General features: G+C 37.6%; 19 protein-coding genes and 1 tRNA gene. 2 read left to right on the top strand and 18 right to left on the bottom strand.

Going from position 1 to position 22123, the window contains the following annotated elements:
- Position 1: 1 nt before the first annotated feature.
- The 10 genes from LUA86_RS18635 to LUA86_RS18595 form a co-directional block, all read right to left on the bottom strand.
- On the bottom strand, positions 2-2005 hold the full coding sequence (locus LUA86_RS18635; protein WP_109923921.1) for a heavy metal translocating P-type ATPase: 2004 nt from the start codon (positions 2003-2005) through the stop codon (positions 2-4).
- Positions 2006-2021: 16 nt separating this feature from the next.
- Entirely contained in the window at positions 2022-2279 is a 258-nt protein-coding gene (locus LUA86_RS18630) for a hypothetical protein (protein ID WP_231465629.1), read from the bottom strand.
- Positions 2254-2667: a Fur family transcriptional regulator gene (locus tag LUA86_RS18625; protein ID WP_109923923.1), complete on the bottom strand. Its 414-nt coding sequence runs from the start codon at positions 2665-2667 to the stop codon at positions 2254-2256. The genes LUA86_RS18630 and LUA86_RS18625 overlap by 26 nt, the downstream gene beginning before the upstream one ends.
- Positions 2667-3854, bottom strand: a complete 1188-nt coding sequence (locus LUA86_RS18620) for an efflux RND transporter periplasmic adaptor subunit (RefSeq protein ID WP_109923924.1) — start codon at positions 3852-3854, stop codon at positions 2667-2669. The genes LUA86_RS18625 and LUA86_RS18620 overlap by 1 nt, the downstream gene beginning before the upstream one ends.
- Before the next feature lies 1 nt (position 3855).
- Positions 3856-8229, bottom strand: coding sequence for a CusA/CzcA family heavy metal efflux RND transporter (locus LUA86_RS18615; RefSeq protein ID WP_109923925.1), 4374 nt, complete (start codon positions 8227-8229; stop codon positions 3856-3858).
- A gap of 67 nt (positions 8230-8296) precedes the next feature.
- A complete protein-coding gene (locus LUA86_RS19375; protein WP_370634396.1) occupies positions 8297-8614 on the bottom strand; it encodes a DUF6660 family protein in 318 nt (105 codons plus the stop codon).
- A 70-nt stretch (positions 8615-8684) separates the two neighbouring features.
- The gene (mobC, locus tag LUA86_RS18610; protein ID WP_109923926.1) at positions 8685-10691 is read right to left on the bottom strand and encodes a conjugal transfer protein MobC; all 2007 of its coding nucleotides are present in this window, start codon (positions 10689-10691) and stop codon (positions 8685-8687) included.
- 9 nt (positions 10692-10700) lie between these two features.
- Positions 10701-11951 carry a relaxase/mobilization nuclease domain-containing protein gene (locus LUA86_RS18605; protein WP_109923927.1) on the bottom strand — a complete coding sequence of 417 codons (1251 nt, stop codon included), beginning with the start codon at positions 11949-11951 and terminating at the stop codon, positions 10701-10703.
- Positions 11936-12343 (bottom strand): plasmid mobilization relaxosome protein MobC, encoded by a 408-nt coding sequence (gene mobC / locus LUA86_RS18600; RefSeq protein ID WP_109923928.1) that lies wholly within the window; start codon positions 12341-12343, stop codon positions 11936-11938. The genes LUA86_RS18605 and mobC (LUA86_RS18600) overlap by 16 nt, the downstream gene beginning before the upstream one ends.
- 226 nt (positions 12344-12569) lie before the next feature.
- A complete protein-coding gene (locus LUA86_RS18595) occupies positions 12570-13409 on the bottom strand; it encodes an RES domain-containing protein (RefSeq protein WP_109923929.1) in 840 nt (279 codons plus the stop codon).
- A gap of 97 nt (positions 13410-13506) precedes the next feature.
- On the opposite strand from LUA86_RS18595, the gene LUA86_RS18590 reads away from it, so the two are divergent.
- Together LUA86_RS18590 and LUA86_RS19370 are read left to right on the top strand one after the other, a co-directional pair.
- Complete coding sequence (locus LUA86_RS18590; protein ID WP_109923930.1) at positions 13507-13770, top strand: hypothetical protein; 264 nt, start codon at positions 13507-13509, stop codon at positions 13768-13770.
- 253 nt (positions 13771-14023) lie between these two features.
- On the top strand, positions 14024-15697 hold the full coding sequence (locus LUA86_RS19370) for a recombinase family protein (RefSeq protein WP_109924960.1): 1674 nt from the start codon (positions 14024-14026) through the stop codon (positions 15695-15697).
- Here the strand turns inward: LUA86_RS19370 and LUA86_RS18585 are convergent.
- The 8 genes from LUA86_RS18585 to LUA86_RS18550 all read right to left on the bottom strand — a co-directional run bounded on the left by LUA86_RS18585 (position 15648) and on the right by LUA86_RS18550 (position 22064).
- Positions 15648-15730: transfer RNA gene (locus tag LUA86_RS18585), tRNA-Leu, on the bottom strand. The two genes, LUA86_RS19370 and LUA86_RS18585, sit on opposite strands and share 50 nt — an antisense overlap.
- Before the next feature lie 80 nt (positions 15731-15810).
- Positions 15811-16116 carry a DUF3817 domain-containing protein gene (locus LUA86_RS18580; protein ID WP_231465622.1) on the bottom strand — a complete coding sequence of 102 codons (306 nt, stop codon included), beginning with the start codon at positions 16114-16116 and terminating at the stop codon, positions 15811-15813.
- Between the two features lie 110 nt (positions 16117-16226).
- Positions 16227-16745 carry an iron-sulfur cluster co-chaperone HscB C-terminal domain-containing protein gene (locus LUA86_RS18575; RefSeq protein WP_231465620.1) on the bottom strand — a complete coding sequence of 173 codons (519 nt, stop codon included), beginning with the start codon at positions 16743-16745 and terminating at the stop codon, positions 16227-16229.
- A gap of 85 nt (positions 16746-16830) precedes the next feature.
- Positions 16831-18147, bottom strand: a complete 1317-nt coding sequence (rseP, locus tag LUA86_RS18570; RefSeq protein WP_231465618.1) for an RIP metalloprotease RseP — start codon at positions 18145-18147, stop codon at positions 16831-16833.
- Positions 18148-18176: 29 nt separating this feature from the next.
- Complete coding sequence (locus LUA86_RS18565) at positions 18177-19337, bottom strand: 1-deoxy-D-xylulose-5-phosphate reductoisomerase (RefSeq protein WP_231465616.1); 1161 nt, start codon at positions 19335-19337, stop codon at positions 18177-18179.
- Between the two features lie 128 nt (positions 19338-19465).
- Entirely contained in the window at positions 19466-19702 is a 237-nt protein-coding gene (locus tag LUA86_RS18560; protein ID WP_231465615.1) for a hypothetical protein, read from the bottom strand.
- 20 nt (positions 19703-19722) lie between these two features.
- Positions 19723-21222, bottom strand: coding sequence for a GH3 auxin-responsive promoter family protein (locus LUA86_RS18555; RefSeq protein ID WP_231465613.1), 1500 nt, complete (start codon positions 21220-21222; stop codon positions 19723-19725).
- 53 nt (positions 21223-21275) lie between these two features.
- Entirely contained in the window at positions 21276-22064 is a 789-nt protein-coding gene (locus tag LUA86_RS18550; RefSeq protein ID WP_231465611.1) for a hypothetical protein, read from the bottom strand.
- Positions 22065-22123: the final 59 nt, after the last annotated feature.

Here is a 22123-nt window from a genome sequence, read left to right as displayed (position 1 = left end):
ATTATATATGCTTACGCTGGATCCTGATTGCATTAAGTATTGCCAAAAAAGCTACACCAACATCGGCAATTACTGCTTCCCAAAGATTTGCGACACCAAAAGCACCTAGCGACAGCACCGCAACCTTTACCGCCATCGCAAGGATGATATTCTGCCAAACAATGTTGCGTGTAAGTTTTCCAATCTTCAATGCTGAAACAATCTTCACAATTTGATCGTTCTGGATTACAATATCAGCTGTTTCGATTGCCGCATCACTTCCAAGACCGCCCATTGCAATTCCTGCATCAGCAAGCGCAATAACAGGTGCATCATTTACTCCGTCGCCAACAAATGCGATATGCCTGCCTTCTTTTATCAGTGCCTCGACTTTTTCAACCTTTCCCTCTGGCAATAGGTCGCCAAAAGCCTCGTCAATTCCGAGCTTTTTCGCTACCTGATCTACTACTGATTGTTTGTCGCCTGAAAGCATTACCGTTCTAATATTAAGGTCGTGCATCATTTTAATCCCTTTGGCCGCATCTTCCTTAATTTCATCTGCAATGGTAATATAGCCAGCGTATTTTTTATCGATTGCAATTACCACTATAGTGTCTACAATTTCTTCTACCTCCTTCGGAAACTCAATCTTATACTTTTGTAGTAATTTTATATTTCCTGCCAACACGTCCTTGCCATCCACTTTTCCTTTTAGACCATGTCCAGAAATTTCTTCCACAGCAGTTGCCTTTCCACTATCAGCTTCTTTCCCAGCATATTCAATAATGGCCTGTCCAACTGGATGTGTTGAGTTTTTTTCGAGGATAGCCACTAGCTTAACCAATTCCTTTTCTGTAATTCCCTCAGTTACTACCTTCTGAACCTTGAAGACTCCCTTGGTAAGCGTACCAGTCTTGTCCATCACAATCGTGTTGATCTTGGTCATCACGTCCAAAAAGTTTCCACCTTTAAATAGGATTCCATTTTTAGAAGCTAGCCCAATACCACCGAAGTAGCCCAGCGGAATAGAGACCACTAGTGCACAAGGACAACTGATTACAAGGAAAACAAGCGCCCTGTACAACCAATCGTTGAAAACATAATTCTCTACTACGAAATAGGGAACTAGAGCAAGCGCTATCGCTAGAAAGAAAACTATTGGTGTATAAATTTTTGCAAATTTTGAGATAAAAAGCTGGGTCTGTGATTTTCTCGCAGAAGCATCCTGTACCATCTCCAATATCTTGCTCAATTTGCTATCCTTAAACAGAGCCGTTATTTCAATTTCCGAAACTGTATTTAAGTTGATCATTCCGGCAAGAACTGCTTCGCCTTTATATTTACTATCTGGGCGACTTTCACCTGTGAGTGCGGCAGTATTGAAAGAGCCTTTATCGGAAACAAGTTTGCCATCAAGTGCCACTTTTTCACCTGCCTTAACCTGAATAATTTCTCCCATTTTAACTTCCGCCGACGGAATGACCTGGGTTTTTCCGTCCCTTATCACCGTTACTTCGTCGGGCCTAATATCCAGCAGTGCTTTGATACTCGCAGTAGCCCGATCAACAGCAGAGTCTTGAAACCACTCTCCAATGGAATAAAATACCATTACAGCTACTCCCTCTGAGTATTCTCCAATATAGAATGCACCTAAGGTGGCAACGCTCATCAGCACAAACTCGTTGAAAATATCGCCTCTAATTGCCTTGCGGAATGCCAAGCCTAGTACACTCCAACCAGCCAACAAAAAGGCTACACTATTGACGCCAAGTGAAACCCATTTGGAAAGCTTAACGCCAAAGCCATAGTCCATAACCAGTACACAGACCAATATTAAAAGTCCAGTTAACAGGCCAAGATGTTGCTTCCACTGTGGCTGATTTGGATCAGCATGGCCGTGGTCATGCTCTTCTTCTTCTTCATCTGAATTTTCAGGTTCCTTTATTTTTGGTGAAGCCTTTGCATCCTTAACAAGGTGCTTGGTCTTTACGTTTTTTTTATCGTCGTTTTCGCAACAGTCTTTCATAACGGTATTTTAATATTTATCCCTCAGAATCCATGAACCAGTTTTCTGCCTGCTCAATCGCATTTTTTAAAGCTGACATTCGATCTGTCTTCATTTCTTCTGGCATGGCCTCTAAAATTTCTAATGCTTTTACCCTAACCGTAGGCCTTAGATCTTTTAATTCCACGTCGATATTTTCGAATTGATTGTTCATGTTTTTAATTAATAACAAAAGTAAACTACAATCTGTTGCAATTGTATTGCAAACATTAACTTCCACAGCTTCTACAGACACCCTTAACAATCAGTTGGGTTTCTAAAGACTGGTAACCTTTGGGTAATTTAATCTCCGGTATGATTGTTTTTGGAAGGCAGTGGGTTTCCCTGCATTCTGTACAATAAAAATGCAGATGGAGATCATGGTGGCCTTCTATGTCACATCCTGATGCACAAAGTGCAAATTTGGTAATTCCGCTTCCATCTTCAATTCGATGCACGAGACCATTTTCCTCAAAAGTCCTTATGGTTCTATACAGCGTGACCCTATCTAAACGCTCCATCTTAAGTTCCATATCTGTAAGACTCTGGGCAGATGATTGTCTGATCAAAGAATCCAGAACAACCAACCGCATAGCGGTTGGCTTTATATTTTTTTCTGTAAGTCTAGACTCTAAGTGTTTCATTATTCTTCCTCTGCTCCACCAGCGGATTTTGACTGGAGATAAAATGCGCCCTTAGTTATAACCTTAGCATTCTTTGGCAACTCCTCCAGAAAGATAATCTGTACATATCCCTGCTCAACAACACCAGTTTTCACCTCTGTTTTTACAAAGTGGAAGGTGTCAGCCTTACTTTCTTTTTCACTGGTTACGATAAAAATATACTGTTTTCCCTCTGATCGGACAACCGCATCAACTGGAAGTGCAGCAGTAAGTTTGCTTCCCGTACTAATCAATGCGGTAACATACATGCCAGGAATCAGGTTTTTGTTTCCCGCATTATCAATAACCGCATGAACAACTACACCTTTGCTCTCGTTCTCAAATGATTTATTGATGCCATTTATTCGTCCACTGATCAATTGGTTTTCTTGATTAGTCAATTGAAAACTTACTTTCTGTCCAACACGCACAGCCATCAGATCTTTCTCAAAAACGGTAAGGTCGCAATGTATCTTTGAGTTATCTACAACTTCCATAATTGATGTGCCGGGCTGAACAAACGCTCCTGTATTTGCCGTAATCTGACCAACTGTACCGTTTATTGGAGACAAGACGGGGAATTGGGAAACAATCTTGCCCTTTGCGATACTAGCGGGAGATACGCCAAGTTGTTGAAGTTGACTTTCGTATGCATTCAATTTTGACTTTTCAGCATTGTAAGTAGCTTGTGCAGATTGAAAGGATTTGCCCGTTCCAGCATCAGCGGCCTGTAATTGTTTTTGACGTTCATACTCTGCCTGCACATAGGTGAAGCTGTTCTTACTAGCTAAATAATCCTGCTGAATTTTAATCAGATCTTGGTTGTTGATTGTGGCTAGCACCTGTCCCTTTCTCACTTGTTGACCCTCTAGCACGTTAATTCTGGTGATAATTCCTCCCGAAAGAATGCTCACATCGGCTTTATTCTGAGGCGGCACTGCTAATTGGCCATTAGCCTTAACAACAGCGTCTAAGTTCTTCTGTTCGATTTCACCAATGGTAATCCCAACGGTTTTCATTTGTTCGCTTGTAAGTTCAAGACCACTTGCCTCTTCATTTGCCTCCTCAATAGGGGCTTCACTTTTCGCATTTTCTTTTTGATCATTTGAACATGCCACAGATAGCGTGATCAAGACAAAAAAGAGATATTTTATTTTAGATTTATACATTTTAGTTTCCTTTTAAATATTGTAATTGAATTGCAGATTGATTAAGTTGGCTGAGTGCCTCGATGTAGGCAAGTTTGGTCTGTACCGCACCTGATATATGTTGTATATATTCGAGGTAGCCGATCTCGCCTAGGTTGAACGACACCTGTGCGATTCTCGATTGTTCATCGGCCAATTTTAAGCCCGAACTATTATAGTAATCCACAAGCTTCCTAAAAGTAGCGTAGTGTTCTAACTCTTGGTTGTAGGCCAGACTAATTTGGGATTGGACATTTTCATAATTTGATCTTGCAACCTCAACCGCTATTTTCTCTGCATTTATTCTTGACCGATTTGCTCCATTAAAAAGCGGAACAGCAATGCCTAGCTGGACACCTGCTATTCGTGTACCTGGAGAATATGTTCTTGAAATATTTGCTGGGTTGAAGCCAGAAATCAGAAGCTGTTGACTATAGCCAACCGTAAACTCGGGCAAAGATTTTGATCTTTCTACTGCAAGTCGTGCACCTGCAACTTCGATATTCTGAAGCTCAATTTTAGATTGCGCATTCAAAGATGGATCGATACTAGGTGCAACTTCAAAGGGGGCAATCAAGCCACTTTCGGCAATATTGAGCTTTGCTCCTAAATTTAACAGTTGCTTTAGGGTAGACTCGCTGTTTTTCAATTCTGCTTCTGCATTAGCACGCATTGCTCTTACTTCTTGAGATTTGGAAGTAGCACTAATAAGCTCCAACTTCGAAGTCTCGCCCGTCTTTAACCTAATTTCAGCCTTTTTCACGAAATTAGTATAGATACTATCCTGAAAATTTAATACCCGTAAAGTTTCTCTGTTCAGCAAATAACTATACCAAGCATTTTTTACGTTTCTTATAATTTCCGATTCCAGAGAGCGATTTGTCCTTTCTGCCAAAATCGTCTGTTGGTTGAGCAGTTTCCTGTTATTTTTATAGAGGCCTGGCCATGCTATATTTTGGCTGATGCCAATCGAATTATCCATATTGCCGCCACTGGTCGGATCCTGGGTTAATAGCACCTCGGTTTTTGCAATATCAGTTCCAGATTTTTGCAGCACTCGTGATTGTTCAACGGTCAATCTGGAAGACCTCAATTGCAGGTTGTTCTTCAGTGCTAGAGAAATTGCACTATCTAATGTTATTGCTTTGGATTTTTGTGCATTTGCCATAAATGTTCCGCTGACCATAAGGCCGCACATGATTAAAAGCGTAGCGACACCTTTGTGTATGGATACTTTTGTGCTTTCTTTCTTATTGAACAATAGGTATAGGCAAGGCAGGATGAATAATGTAAGTAAGGTTGCAGTAATCAGCCCACCAATAACTACTGTTGCCAATGGTTTTTGTACTTCGGCACCTGCACTGGATGATAATGCCATAGGAAGGAAGCCAAGTGATGCCACACAAGCAGTCATTAATACAGGGCGCAATCTGGTTCTTGTGCCTTCAAGTACACGTTCATAAATATTTCCTATCCCTTCATCCCTAAGCTGGTTGAAATATCCGATCAATACAATCCCATTCAATACAGCGACACCAAAGAGTGCGATAAATCCAACTCCCGCAGATATACTGAATGGCATACCCCTTAGTAGAAGAGCTGCAATACCTCCAATAGAAGCTAGTGGTACTGCGGTAAAAATCAGCAGGCTATCTTTTACCGATCTGAACGTTACATATAACAGTAATAATATAAGGATTAATGCAGCTGGTACAGCTATGGATAATCTTGTTTTTGCCGCCTGAAGGTTTTGGAACTGTCCGCCATAGGTTATGTAGTAGCCACTTGGCAGTTTAAGTTCCCTATTTAGTTTTTCCTGTATCTCTTTAACCGTTGTTTCAATATCACGACCTTTTACATTAAAACCTACATAGATTCTTCGATTACCACCTTCTCTAGAAATCTGAGCTGGTGCATCCTTAAACTGAATTGAAGCAACTTGATTAAGCGGGACTTTGTTTCCAGATGGAAGCGGTATTAATAGATTTTCAACCCCCGAAATATTCTCACGCAAATCCCTATTCAGTCTGATGACCATGTCAAAACGTTTTTCTCCTTCAAAAACAACTCCGGTAACGCTTCCTGCAAATGCAGTCTTCAAGATCATATTAACATTTCGGATGTTAAGCCCATATTGAGCCATTTTATCACGGTCATACGCAACCTGTATCTGTGGTAAACCATCTACTTTTTCTATAAATGGTTCGTTTACACCTTCCACTGGTGAAATCATCTTTGCAATTTTATTGGCTTGAACGGCTAACACTTCCAAATCACTTCCATAGATTTTAACAGCTACGTCTTGTCGTATGCCAGTCATGAGTTCATTAAAACGCATCTGCATAGGTTGGGAAATTTCCACATTTATGCCTGGGATAATTGCAAGTTCCTCTTCCATTTTCTCCATCATTTCTTCCCTGCTACCAGCAGATTTCCATTCTTTTTTTGGCAACATTGAAAGCATCATATCGCCACGTTCCATCGGCATTGGATCGGTAGGGATTTCTGAACTCCCAATTCGCGTTACCGCTTGTTTGATTTCAGGGAATTTGTTTTTAAGTAGTTTCTCAGCTTTTCCGAAAGTGCTTACCACTTCGGAAAGTGAAGTGCCCTGTGCCATTGAGATTTCTACTGTCAAGTCGCCTTCTTCAAGTGTGGGAATAAATTCTCCGCCCATATTCGTGAATGCCCAAATTGCAACTGCAAATACGAGAACTACAATAGCAACTGCCAGTTTTTTAATCTTAAGTATGTTGATAAGCGCACGTTGATAAATACGTTGTAAAAATTCGATTAATCTGTCAGAGATATTTCGTTTTGGCGCAGTATTCTTGCTCAAGAAAAGAGCGCTTGCCATTGGAACATAGGTCAAGGAAAGAATAAATGCTCCCAATATGGCGAATGCAACAGTCTGCGCCATAGGTTTGAACATTTTGCCCTCAATGCCAATAAGGGATAATAAGGGTAGATAAACAATAAGTATAATGATCTGCCCAAAAGCGGCGGACTTCATTAGCTTACTGGCACTTTCTTTTACCTCGGTATCCATTTGTGCAGAGGTTAATTTAAGAATCCCTTCCTTTCGATATTTTCCTGTTGTAATATGATGGACTACACTCTCAACAATAATTACTGCCCCATCCACGATAAGTCCAAAATCTATTGCTCCAAGGCTCATAAGATTTCCCGAAACACCGAATAGCTGCATCATGGAGAATGCAAAAAGCATGGCAAGTGGAATTACAGAAGCAACAACAAGCCCTGCTCGCCAATTACCCAAAAGAAGTACCAGTACAAAAACAACAATCAATGCACCTTCTAAAAGATTTTGCTTTACTGTTCCGATGGCACGGCCTACGAGTTCTGTACGGTCTATGAAAGGCTCGATTACAACTCCTTCGGGAAGTGACTTTTGTACTTGCGTCATTCTTTCTTTTACGTTTTTGATTACCTCGCTAAAGTTCTCACCCTTTAGCATAAGCGTTACACCTGCAACCACTTCGCCCTCACCATTGCGGGTAACGGCACCATATCTGGTCGCACTTCCAAATTGAACTGTTGCAACATCACGAATAAGGATGGGTGTCCCGTTAACATTTTTAACAACGATCTTGCGTATATCATCTAGATTTTGGACTTGCCCAAGTCCTCTTATGAAATAGGCATTTTTTTGCTGCTCAATATAAGAGCCTCCGGTATTCTCATTGTTGTTTTCCAGCGCTTCATAGATTTCTGGGATGGTGAGTCCTAGGGAATTCAACTTGTCATTATCCAATGCTATTTCATATTGCTTAACATAGCCGCCCCAACCGCTCACTTCTGCAACACCAACGGTTCCGGCAAGCTGGGTTCGTACAAGCCAATCTTGAAGGGTACGAAGGTCGGTAGCGGTGTATTTATCGTGATAGCCTTTTTTGGTATGGATTACATATTGATATATTTCACCAAGGCCTGTGGTAATTGGAGCTAGCATTGGTTCACCAAGTCCTGAAGGAATAGAGGCCTCAGCTTCTTTAAGTTGTGCATTGACCTGCGTTCTTGCCCAATAGATATCTACATCATCCTTAAAGACGATGGTAATAACTGATATGCCCGAGCGGGATATAGAACGTTTTTCAATGATACCAGAAATATTAGCCATTGAAAGCTCAATCGGTGCAGTAATGAACTGTTCTACTTCCTGAGCACCTAAACTTGGTGCTTGTGTAATAATCTGCACTTGATTATTGGTGATGTCGGGTTGCGCATCTATTGGCAGATGATAGGCTGAATAAATGCCAACCAAAACCAGTGCAAGCGTTGCAAGCCCTATGGTTATCTTGTTCTTTATGGAGAACGAAATTATTTTTTCAAACATGGAAATTTGTTAATACGTGAAAAATGTCCACAGTTAGGCTGCGGAACAAACTATTTTGTAAAACGTATTAAACTACCTTTGGGGGCTGATAGATTTCAAGCGGCTGTTCGCTGATTGAAGGAATGCGATATGTGGTATAGGATGTTTTTGTAAAAGAGAATATTGCTACCTGATCCTTTACTATAGGAAAATGTCTTGAGACAGAACAGCAGGCGCATGTACAAAAGGGAGGGCAAGTTTCTTGATTATAGTGCTCAATGCCTTTCGGAGATTTTTTTATCGATGAAACTTCGATGGAACTTTTGCCAAAATCATCGTTATCCTGACAGGGCAGCAGGGTAAGCATGGTCATATAAAGACTAAATATGATAATTACGTATTTCATCCGCTACAAATATACAAAATTTTGAGAAACGAAATAGCAAGATACTGAATAGGCATCTTGCTATTGTAACTCACATAGAAATTGCCACCCCATTGGATGAGTTATCCTCATCTTCATTTTTCTGTTGGGTAACACTACCTATCTTTTTTAACTCAACTTTAAAAATCTCATCAATATCTGACTTTATCTGTAGGTAGTTTTCGTGTATATCGGTTTCGCTAACTTGTTTTACAATAGGAATCGGTTTATAGTTTTCTTCTTCATATTTAATGGCGTTGTGGTCGTTCTGAATTTCACTATGAAAAATCTTAAGTTTGATTTTTTGATCAGGATTGTCGGCAACAATACCTACAAACTCTCCAGATGATAATGATGAAATTTTAGAGGCAGGTATGGCAAATTCTAACTGCAACGACTTTGAAATTGAAGTATCAGAACTGTTAATGCTCAAACTTGTTCGATCTTGCATAATCTTGCCAAAAGTTTCCGACAGCTTTTTAGCAGTACTTCCAGTCACTTGACCGCTGATTATATTCCCAACGATACCGCTGATTACGTCTGCCTGCTCTGAACCATAATCTTTTTTAAGTTGGCTAAAATCTTGAACGGCTAAAGTTGTGGCAACCTTATTACTTCTTGCCGTTGCGATTAGGCTATCCATATTATTGAAATAAATCGTTGGAAATTCATCGAACACCAAACTGCTTTTTAATTGATCTTTTCTGTTCACCAATTTTATCATCCTTGAAATATAAAGCGAAAGCACTGCGCCATAAGTCTGTATTTTTTGAGGATTATTACCAACGCATACGATTTTAGGTTCAAGCGGATTATTTACATCAAGTGTGAAATCGTTTCCGCTAAGTACATAATAGAGTTGAGGCGATGATAGTCTTGCCAATCCAATCTTGGCACTCGCAATTTGCCCCTCTAATTGTTCTTTTGCCTTATTTTGAAATGCAGATACGAAAGGATTGATCAACACTTTTATTTCCTCTTCCCGTTGTAGGACAGCAAACAAAGGGTCGTAATCGGCCTGCATTAATTCAATAACATGTGGCAACGTACAATATTTCCCATTCTCATATTTTCGTAAAAACCATATTATTGCCGTTAGAAAGTTAATCGGACTCTCAACAAAAAAATCTCCCTGTTTCTTTATCCAATCCCTATTTAGGCCTAACATTATGGTACGGCTTGCCTCAGTCGCATCGGTTATATCTTCCATTCCCGCTGGGTCAAGTGGATTGCAGCGATGCGTTCTGTTTAGATCATCAAAGTTAATAACATAAAATGAGGGTTTAATTTTATAGCTCTTTTGATATTTCAATAATTTATTGTAAGCAATTTTACTTAGATCATCATATTTAAAATCATAGAGAAACATTGAAAATCCTTTTTTAATGTGCTGATCTATAATATGTCTGATTACGAAATAAGATTTACCTGCTCCCGGAGTTCCCGCTACAAGCATTCCACGAAAAGGATTGATAAAGTTGATCCAGCTATCACGAACTTTGTCTTTTAACCGATACTTAGCCGGAAGATTAATTGAATACTCATTTTCCAATAATCGTTCTTCCTGTGGAAAGGTTTCATTTTCATCGTTAAATATGTCCTTGCTTAGATTTTCTTTTATCAGTCTTGATAACAAACCTCCACCAGTAAGAATTAAAACGTAACCTAAGGACGTAATAGTTATATAAAAAATCGCAACTGTTGTAGGGGCGCTGTTAATGTAAAAACAAAAAACACTAGTGAAATAACAAACCAAACCAAATGCTACGTAGCTAGATATTGATATGATGTTTATTTTTTCATCTTTTTTGCCCTTTGCCCCAATAAGAGAGATAAACAAGCAAAGAAGTACTGCTAGTTTAGGTATCAGAAAGCCATTAAACAGCCCTGTTTTTGAAATATTTGCTATGATGTTATCTGTAATTTCTGCTGTAAATCCCCATTGTTCAAAAGCTATATAACAGCACAAATAGAAATGTATGCTTAATATAAACAAACTGAGTAAACGTGTAAAATCAATTATTTTTCTTAGTCCCTGTATGTCTTCTCCTGTATTCATAATTTTGCTTTATCGAGTTATCCCTCTTCTTTTTTTCTTCTTCTTGCCGATTGTTGGTTTAGAATCATTTTCAGTTTTACCTAGTAAATCATTTAGATAATTGGTATTTGAAATTGCTTCTAAGTATGCCTGTGGTTGAGCAATGCCTATTATAAAATTTGTCTTGCATTGCTTATTAGGTTTCAGATAAGTTTTAGGTTGATCCTTATCTTTGATTAATTCATTAATGACTTTAGCACTGTAGGACTTTCCTAGTGAGCTTCCATTAAAGACGGTTTTGTGGATATGGTCAATAAATGTTGCTCCATAGTTATATCCCTGTTCATTCTTTCTGAAAACTATATCTACGCCTTGCTTTCTCAACTCAGTTAAAAGAGTTTTTTCAGTGATAGAATCATACTTCCTTAAAGTTCTGTCTATTCGGCCCATCAAATCCTGTTTATAAGGCTTTCTTTTTTCTGTGTTTCCTACGAATTTATTTTCAAGATTTCTAAGAGTAGGTTTGCTATAAAACGAGCTGGCTTTAATAGGAACACCTATTTTATGTCCAGTTTGATTCAAAACAGCATATTGTAGTCCTTTTTTTTGGAACATTGCAGTGTCGTCTTTTCCTCTGTCTGCGATTACATTGAATAGATTGAGAACTGCATTAAATTCGGCAACTGAAGTAAATTTGTAACTGTCCACCACCGCATTAACAACATTACTGATTGCCCGCTTTGTTGGAGTACGACCATAGCTAATGATATCTGGATTTACTGGCTTTATTGCAGGCATAGGCTTAAACTTTTTACTTTCTGCCACAATTAAATTGAAATCTTTTTCAATCTGCTTTCTGGCTGGCTCTGATAATTCTCTGCCAATATTATGTAGGTTGATCGATTTGCCGTCCCGCAGGATGCTTGTGGTGGCAATATGGATATGCTGATGCGCTACATCACTATGCCTGTAAACTAGAAATGGTTGCTCATCGAACCCAATCAGATCCATATATCGGATGGCAATCTGTTGCATTTTAGCGTTATCAATTTTCTCGCTTGCCTCAAAATTTAGTGATATATGTAGTGCGTTGGTTTTTACGCTAGACCTTAATTCAGTAAGGTGCTTAAACCTTGTGATTTTATGTTGGATGTTCATTTTCTCGATATCGCCTGCAAAACCGCTTGCCAAAATCAAGCTAGCACTTCCTTCAGAAACCTTGTTCTCATTATAATGTAAGATGCCCCTGATGCTTTTACCGATCTTTATTTTTGCAACCATTTTTCCGCTAATTGTGAAATTATAACCAGTAATTTTTCAACCCTCTCATCAACATTCTTGTACAGTTCAGCGACCTTCATTACATAAAAAGCTCGATGAGTTTCTACCTTGTCTTGATTAAATGTTCTGGTAATCTGATTGATATTGATGCCGATTGCTTTCAGCTCTTTTCTAATCAAAGCCATTTCTTCCATTGGAGCATTCAAAGAATTATCTTGATGTAATAGTTTGATCTTACGGTTTGAAAGAATTCTACGGATAACTTCAGCCATGGAAGCGCTACCACTTTCAACCCGCATTTTTTCTAACTTGTTGAACGTAGTTTCAGTTATCCGGACGATAACATTTTTAGTTAATAATGCATCTTGATTTGTCGCTCTCTTTCTTGGCATATACAGCACCTTTTAGAAAGTTCAGACTTCACGAGTTCCGAGTGAAGTCCTGGCCGTAAGGACAGCAAAGATATTTTTGCATGCAAAAATACATCTTTGCTAAGTCCACGCGGACTACAACGCTGACCTCCCGAAAGTGAATTGAACTTCGGTTAATTGTGATGTAAAGATTGTGTACTTAAAAATTGCCAAAGCGCAAGTATGGTGGTAGGTGCGGAAAGTTTATTTACCAAGTAATGATGCCGTTTTCAACTTTTCTTGATTCAAATTCATTTATCTGGCGAAAATCCTTTTTATCATTTTCTACACGATAAACTTTAAATTCATCTCTAAGTGCACTGATAAGTTCGATGTTATTATCGTTAATAAATCTGTTGTTAAATGCGAAATTAACACCCTGTCCATCAAATGGTACGCTCGGATAATAGATAGCATCAACATTCATTGGTAATTCAAAAAGAGCTATGTTACAGTAGGCTGATGTTATAAGATAAGTTAGCGGATCTTCCTTACCAGATTTTCTAAACCTTTCAAACAAAAATCGATAAAATAAGATATTCGCCTCTTTGAACTCCCCATCGTATTGATTGATAAAATCATCCAAGACTGGCCCGTGCTGTAGATCAAATTTTGAGGCTCTATTTTCTGCATCTGGAGATGTGATAATTAATGTTGTAAAAGGACGTTTGACAATCCATCGGCCAATGGTTACGTAAAGATTTTCATCTATTTCTTTTTCCTTGGACCAATAATCTACCAATTCTAAATATGATGTGGGTCTATTTTCTGCACAGTAAAATTTGGATTGGTATGGTCTATTGCATCTTGCAAAAGACTTAATAGCTTCGTGAGGTGCTAATGAAATGTCATTCTTAGATGTGTAAAATACATCTTCAAAATGTGTTCTGGCTCTGAAAACCTCAATATTATCATGAATGTCATAAATAAGTATTGGAAGTTGCTGAATGATCTTATATGCCATAAAAGCTTTCTCGTAAGCAAACTCATCATTTGGATCAATTGCTTCTAATTTGTCTATTGCTTTCTGAACATTCTGTATAGTCATATTTACCTCCCTTTTAATTACATTTATTTAAAATTACACAATCGAAATGGCAGAGGTATAATAATTTTCAGTGATACAATAAATTTAAAATTTTAATATGAAATATGATGTAAGAAGTATAAGCGAGGGATATTGCCACATAACTTTAATCCCAGAAACAGATATTGAACGAAAGTTGGTTGTTATTAAAGATGAGAAAGATAAGGAAGAAAAGGAATATACTTTTGAAGTTCATTACGGAAATGCTATAAAATATAAGTTCGGGCCAAAAGCGCATTTAGATGGTATTGAGGTTGAAGCTTATCCTACTAAAGTTTTTGCAGAATATATAATTGAACCTGGCTCAATCGGAAATAGTTAAATATTCTCGCACCTTCCGTACCTATTGCGCACAATGTAACTTAATGCCTTGCATATTGCTTTTGATTAAAGAAAGGTAAGGTAAATTATGCAGGATAAAAAGCGTTCGATAACTCCTCAAAAAGCTATAGAAATACTTAATAACCACGGCACAACTGTAACGTTTGAAGAAGCAAAAATAATTTTGGATTTTATGTATAATTTTGCTATATTGTCTGTAAATCAATTAGTTAAAAATAAATATTCGAATAGCGATGGGAGCAAAAAATATAGTTGATCAGATTGTTTATCGTGATAGAAGAACACATAAACCAGAGCAAAGAAATAAGGCAAACAGCTTAAAGACTATACAGCAAACAACCGCCTTTTTATATATCAGAGTAAGTACAGACGAACAGGCTGACAGAGGTTTTTCGCAAAGAGACCAAGATCAGCGCTTGCATGAATATTGCCAACGGAATAATATAAAAGTGGGAAGGGTAATCTATGAAGATTATTCTGCCAAGACATTTAAAAAGCGCCCTGCTTGGTCTAAACTACTTTTAGAGTTGAAAAAGACTAAGGGTAGGAATTGTAATTTGATTTTATTTACCAAGTGGGATCGATTTAGTAGGAATACAGCCAACGCTTACAATATGATCGACACGCTTACAGGTTTGAATATAGAACCAAATGCGATCGATCAATTATTAGATTTAAGAGTACCTGAAAGCCGAATAATGCTAGCTGTATATATTTCTATGGCTGAAGCTGAGAATATTAGGCGAGGAATGAATGTGGTTGTTGGTATGCGCAGGGGTAAGTTAGAAGGAAGATGGATGGGAAAAGCGCCAGCAGGTTATATAAATAAGATCCGTGAAGATAAATATAAGTACATCGATTTAATTGAGCCAGAAGCTTCCCACATGAAATGGGCATTTGAGGCAATTGCTTCAGGCCTTTATCCGACAGACCATGTTTGGAAACTTGCTAGTGATAGAGGAATGAAATGTAGAAGGAATACTTTTTGGGCAAACATTCGAAATCCTGTTTATTGCGGAAAGATCATTGTTCCACCAGATGAGAATAATGGAATGTTTCTTTCCGACGGAAAGCATACTCCCCTCATAAGTGAGAGGTTATTTTGGGAGGTTCAGGATGTTTTAGATGGCCGAAAAAAGGTTCAGCAAGTGAAAATACAAACCCCAGAAAATTTACCTCTCAGAGGATTTTTGTATTGTCCAGATTGTGGCCACACGTTAACTGGAAGTGCTTCTAAGGGCAGGCCTGGCTATTATTATTACTACCACTGTAAACCTCCATGTAAAGCTAGGTTTAAAGCTGAAGAATTGAATAAGGACTTTGTTCGTGAATTGCAAAAGTTTGTTCCGAAACCTGGAATGGCAGAATTATACAAGCAGGTTGTTTGTGACACCTTTGGTGATAATAAAAAGAATTTTGATGAAAAAAGAAAACAGTTAGTTTCTGAGATTTCAGATCAAAATAATATGCTGACCAAAATAAGAGCATTGCTGTTGTCTGATGATATTGATGTAGCTGATTATAAAATTATGAAATCAAAGTGTGAAGAGAAGATTGTAAGACTTGAAGCACAGCTAAAAGAGTTAAAAGATCAAGCCAATGCAAAGACAGATGTAAGTGATATCGTTGATGAAGCTTTAAAAAGGTTCAAAAAGCTCACTGAATTATATTCTAAAGGCGATATTGAAGCAAAACGTTATATTATCGGTTCGATCTTTCCAGAAAAATGGACTATTTTAGAAAATAAAGGTCGAACCGGTAAAGTCAATCTTGCAGCGCATCTTATCTATCAGATTAACAGTTTGTTATCGCATAAAAAAACCGGAGTTAGAACTAAAATTAGAACTAACTCCGGCTTGGTACCCAGCGCCGGAGTCGAACCGGCACGGTTTCCCACAGGTGTTTGAGACCAGCGCGTCTACCAATTCCGCCAGCTGGGCATGTGTTGGACGGGGTTGCAAATGTATATAACCCCTGGCTAAATCACAAAATTATTTTAAAATAGTCTGTAAAACACTTATTATATGCCATTTGCGTTTTCAGGGTGCTCGTCTTTAAGCTTTTTATCAACAATAAATGGAGCAAATGGAAGTAATGATGCTAGAAAAATCAATGCCGCTTTACCAAATTTCCATTTTTGTTCTTGCCAGGCTAAAACTAACGTTGCACCGTAAAGCACAAATAATAAACCATGGGCCCATCCTGTGTATTTAACATACAAAGGCAGGTTTGCAAAATATTTTAAGGGCATGGCTACAAATAATAGAAGGAGATAAGAAATACCTTCTAAAACAGCAACTTTTCTAAAGATGGAAAGAGAACTCATGTATCTGATTAATTGCTTCTAAAATAAGCCAAAGCTGAGCATCGTCAAAAACTAAATCATGATTTTACAATACAGTGTTATTGAAATTTGATGGAAACTGAATAACCTTGCTAAATCTTCGGTAATTTTTCTCTGATTCTGGCGATATACTTTTGACGATAGAAAATGTCTTTTATTTCACTCGACAAACTGTCAGATTCAGCAGGCGATTCATCAAATTGACTGATAAGTTTTTCCAGCTCTTCATCTAATTTTCTTTCTATTGAGATAACATCTGCATATACTTCCTGCAATTTTTCAGCATCCGGATCAAATTCTAAATCCATCAATGCTTCATTAACGTCCATCATATCCATTAAAAATGACTGAGGTAATTGATAAGCTTCTTCGGGTTGAACAACATTCTTCAATTCCAGAACGTATTTGAGTGTTTTATTTCGGTTGCTAAGCGTTTGATAGGCTTTATTATTTAATGTAGATAAATCCAGAACCTCTTGTTGCTTTTCATAAGATTCGTTTGCATAAAAATCTGGATGAAACTTTTTGCTAAGTGCGTAAAACTTAGATTTTACAAGGTTCAAATCTGGTTTAAAAGAAACGGGCAGTTCGTAAAAATCGAAATAATTCATAGAAAATAGATTGCTGATAAACAAAAGTGAGGCTAAGGCTGAGGTTAATCCTCAATCTTAGCCTCATCTTTAAAATATATGTGTTTTACTTACCGAATATTTTTAAAATATCATTACCGAAAGCAAATACCATTAAGCTAATCAAAATTACAAAGCCTGCAATCTGTGCCTTTTCAAGCACTTTCTCGCTAACCGGCTTGCGCTGTATCATCTCAATTAAAAGAAACACTACGTGACCACCATCTAAACCCGGAATAGGCAATAAATTCATAAATGCAAGCGCCATGGAGATTAATCCGGTTAAAGTCCAGAATTTAACCCAATCGAAAGTACTTCCGTAAACTTTTGCAATACCAATCGGACTGCTAATGTTGCGGGCGCTAACTTTACCGGTAATCATCTTGCCGATGCCTTTAGCATTGTCCATAAAAGTACTCCAAGCCATATTTGCACCAATAGGAAGTGCAGCCATAAAGCTATAATTAATGGTTTTGCGTTTAATTTCATTAAAGTTTCCGTAAAAACCAATGGCACCGGCCGTATCTACTGCTACATTAAGTTTGAGCGGTTTTCCTGCCCTATTAATATCAACAGCGACAGTTTTACCCTTCTTTTTTAGTGTAATCGGCTTAATTTCATCCTGATAAGTAACCGGAATTCCATCCACAGCGGTAATTTTATCACCTACTTTCATACCGGCTTTTATGGCGCCATAACCAGGCAGCAAACTATCTGCAATACTTTTTAAACGCGGCTCTGCAAATAAGCTTTTACCATCTGCAACTTTATTTAAAAAATCATCAGGTACTTTTATTTCAAGAGTTTTATCGCCGCGGATAACCGTTAAAAGTGTGTTACCCATCAAAACTTTAGAACTTTTAAGCTCTTCAAAGCGGATAACCTTATTACCATTAATCGCAAGAATTTTATCGCCGTTTTTTAAACCGATATCAGCCGCAACTTTACCCACCTGAATACCATTTACAACCGCACTATTTGGGGTAAAGGTTTCACCATACTTGAAAGTTAGCATCCAAAAGATGATGATACCTACAATAACGTTTACGATAATTCCGCCTAGCATTACAATTAAACGCTGCCAAGCTGGTTTTGAGCGAAATTCCCAGGGTTGAGCTGGCTGAGCCATTTGCTCAGTGTCCATGCTTTCATCAATCATTCCGGCAATTTTTACATAACCGCCCAAAGGCAACCATCCCACACCATATTCAACATCTCCTTTTTTAAAGCTGAAGAGTTTAAATCCCCATGCATCAAAAAACAGATAAAATTTTTCTACTTTGATTCCAAACGCCCTTGCTGCTAAAAAATGCCCTAATTCGTGTAGTATTACCAATATAGACAATCCAAGCAACAGCTGCCCCGCCATTATCAATCCATTCATATGCTATTATAAAGTTTTTATGTTAGATGTTAGAATATACTTTTTGTTACTAATTCGGCCGCTAAGATACGGCTATGTTTGTCAGTTTCTAAATAATCATTTAATTGTGGTTTTTCAATGAAATTGATATCACTCATACACCGTTCTATTACATCACTCATTTCAAGGAAACCTATTTTATCATTCAAAAATGCCTCTACAACTATTTCATTAGCTGCATTTAAAATACAAGGCATATTCCCTCCTTTTTTCAATGAAGCAAATGCTAAACCTAAATTTTTGAAGGTTTTTATATCGGCTTGCTGAAAGCTAAAATTTGGGTAATCCAAAAAATTAAAACGTTTAAAATTGTTTTTTAGCCTATCGGGATAATTTATAGCGTACTGAATTGGCAATTTCATATCCGGCACGCCCATTTGTGCTTTCATAGAGCCATCCGTAAACTGCACAATAGAGTGAATAATAGATTGAGGATGAACGATGACATCAATCTGGTCTATATTTAAATTAAATAGCCATTTCGCCTCAATTACTTCCAGGCCTTTATTCATCAAACTTGCCGAGTCGATCGTAATTTTAGCCCCCATTACCCAGTTGGGGTGTTTTAAAGCTTGCTCTTTTTTAACAGATGAAAGAAAATCCTTATCCTTCCCTAAAAAAGGTCCGCCAGAAGCTGTTAGGTAAATCTTTTCAATTTCATTTTGCTCCTCGCCTACCAGGCATTGAAATATTGCAGAATGTTCGGAATCGACAGGTAAAATTTTAACTTGGTTTTCGATTGCCAGTTGCGTAACTAATTCGCCGGCAACTACTAAAGTTTCTTTGTTTGCTAACGCAATGTTTTTTCTTGCTTTTATGGCTGCAATTGTCGGCTTTAAACCTACAGAACCCATTAATGCGGTTAATACAATGTCACCTTTTGGATAAACCGCAGCTTCAGTTAAAGCTGCCTCTCCGGCTAAAACTTTAATATCGAATGATGATAATTCGTTTTTAACCTCTAGATATTTAGTTTCATCGCAAATCACAACAACTTCTGGCTTAAACTCCTTAGCCTGCTGAATAAGCAAAGCTAAATTTTTAAGCGCAGATAGTACGGTAACTCTAAAAATATCCGGATTATCTCGAACAACCTCAAGCGCCTGCGTACCGATACTCCCTGTAGAGCCTAATATGATTATGTTTTTCAAATTATTTGTTTTGCTACAGTTTATTTCTCTGTATTAAATTAATATTTTCATAAAGCTTAAAATCATTTCTTGCTTTATTTTGAAAAGCAGGTTATTGCTTATCGCTTCCGACCCCCCCGCTGTCCGCTTCAATCTTTTTTAACTGCTGTCATGCTGAGGAACGAAGCATCTGTTTCATCGGTGGCAGATGCTTCGTTCCTCAGCATGACAGTAAATTTATGGTCCCAGCAGAAAAAAGTATTTCCACTACCATCGGGTTTAAATGGCAAATGAATCTGTTCTTTTGTATCTCCCGACACTCTTTTTTCTTTTGGTACCAAAAGAAAAAAGCCTGTCTGGCCAAGACGAATAAGAGATTGCTTCATTCATTGCAATAATGTGAAGTTTAGACAATATATCTCCCCAACTCATCCGCCAACTTCCTATCATTGCTCAACCTCGGCACTTTATTCTGTCCACCTAATTTACCTTCACTCTTCATATAACTAACAAAAGCATCTTTTTGCAACGACCGAATGATTAATGGTTGCAAAATCTTTCCCTCAATTAGGTCAAAATAGTAAATATTTTTCTTCTGCAAAGTTTCATCCACTTTCTTACTAAATGCTGCCAAATCTTTCGGCGGATTAGAAAATTCTACAAACCACTCGTGGTAAGGCAATTCACCCTCATTCGGGTTAACCTGTGGCGCAACCGTAAATTCTGTAATTTCTACCTGTTCCTCATTTGCTACACTTAAAAGCGCATGTTCAACTTCTTCTCCAATTACATGTTCGCCAAAGGCAGAAATAAAATGTTTTATGCGCCCGGTTACAACAATTTTATAAGGGTTTTTAGATACAAACTTTACCGTATCACCAATACTATATCCCCACAAGCCTGCATTCGTATTCAAAATTAAAGCGTAATTGGTATCTAATTCAATTTCACCTAGCGATAATCGCGTTGGATTCTCGTTGTGGTATTCATCAGCAGGAATAAATTCGTAAAATATGCCGGCATCGGCTAAAAGCAACAAACCTTTATCTTGTTGCGAATCCTGATAAGCTATAAATCCTTCGGAAGCCGGATAGGTTTCAATAGAATCTATTTTTTTGCCGATACTTTGCTCTATTTTAGCACGATAAGGCTCAAAGTTAACACCACCGTAAATAAACAAGCTAAAATTTTTAAAAATATCTTTAATTTTTTGGCCACTGGCTTTTTCACTTAACTTATCAAAATACATCTGCACCCATGGCGGAATACCCGAAATCAAGGTCATGTTCTCCTGAATGGTTTCATTTACAATGGCTTCTACCTTTTGCTCCCAATCTTCAATACAATTCGTTTCGTATGATGGTAATCTGTTTTTTTGGAGATAGCCTGGCACGTGGTGCGCCACAATTCCTGATAAACGACCAACATTTACGCCATTTTTCAAAGTTAAAACCGGGCTTCCTTGTAAAAAAATCATTTTTCCCTTAACAAAATCGGCTTTGCCAGTTTCATTAATGTAGGTTAAAATAGCATTTCGAGCAGCTTTAATATGCTCTGGCATAGATTCTTTAGACAGCGGAATGTACTTTACACCAGAGGTTGTACCAGAGGTTTTAGCAAAATAAAGCGGTTTACCCGGCCACAATACATTTTCATCACCCGCTACAACCCTGTCAACATAAGGTTTTAATGCTTCGTAATCTCTTATCGGAACGCATTGTTTAAAATCTGTATAATTTTTAATAGAAGAAAACTGATGATCTTTTCCAAAATCTGTTTTTTCAGCTTGAGCTACTAATTTCGAGAGTGTATTTTTTTGAGCTTCAACGGCATTATTTTTCCATTTGTTTACCTGCCAAACTACGAAGGCTGCAAATGGCTTACTTAATGCTGCTTTTAATCCCATATTTTAATGATTGACCTATTGGATGATTAAATGATAGAATGACTTTGTTGCTCTTAAACAATATTGTGCAAAATATCGGGATGTTCATCGCCCTTATATTCGCTGGAGATTTTACGATATGCAACCGTTAGTGCAACGCTGGAAAGCGGAACAATAATAAATGAACTTAATATATTTACAATAAACGCAACAATTGGCCACTGTAAATAGTTCAATAACAGATAAATTAAATACCCGCCACCCAAAATAACTAAAAGCAATAATATTTTAGTGAAATTACCTTTCGTAGTGGCCAGGCTCAGCTTAATAGATTCGAAAGGCTTTGCATTCTTGTCTATAATAAAAAACGGAAAGAAAGAAATCCTTAACCAGGTAATAAAGATTGCAACGATACCGACCGAAATTGCCACATTTTTAACAATTTCTATATTAATTCCGGTATAGATAAATGGAAAGGCGACTAAAATCACAACCAAATAAACGCCTAAAATACAACCTACAAAATAAAGTGTTGCAACTAAAAATCTGATAATCTGTTGCCTTGTTGGTATGGTATCTACAATTTTTACATCATTCAATTCATCATCCATTAAATGGAAAATATATTTGAATAATGATAAGTTGATAGTAAAATAAAGCATGATGAAAATGCAAACCATTAAAAAGCTTAATATTTTGCTTACATCTTTGATAAAAAACGCCATTAAACTTGATGCGCTGGCTGTAATAAACATCAGAAAGCATAAGGTTGCAATAGAAAAATAATGCTTCCTGGTGATGTTCCAAGCCTTTTGGATTACATCGTTAACGGCAAAGGTGCTTTCTTTTAAATAATTTATCATTTTAGTTTTTTAGTTGGTTTGTTGTTTCGTTTTTTAGATGTTCATTTCCAAACCTAATA

Source organism: Pedobacter sp. Leaf132 (genome assembly GCF_920984695.1).
GTDB lineage: Bacteria > Bacteroidota > Bacteroidia > Sphingobacteriales > Sphingobacteriaceae > Pedobacter.
This window is presented reverse-complemented; position numbering and strand designations above follow the sequence as displayed.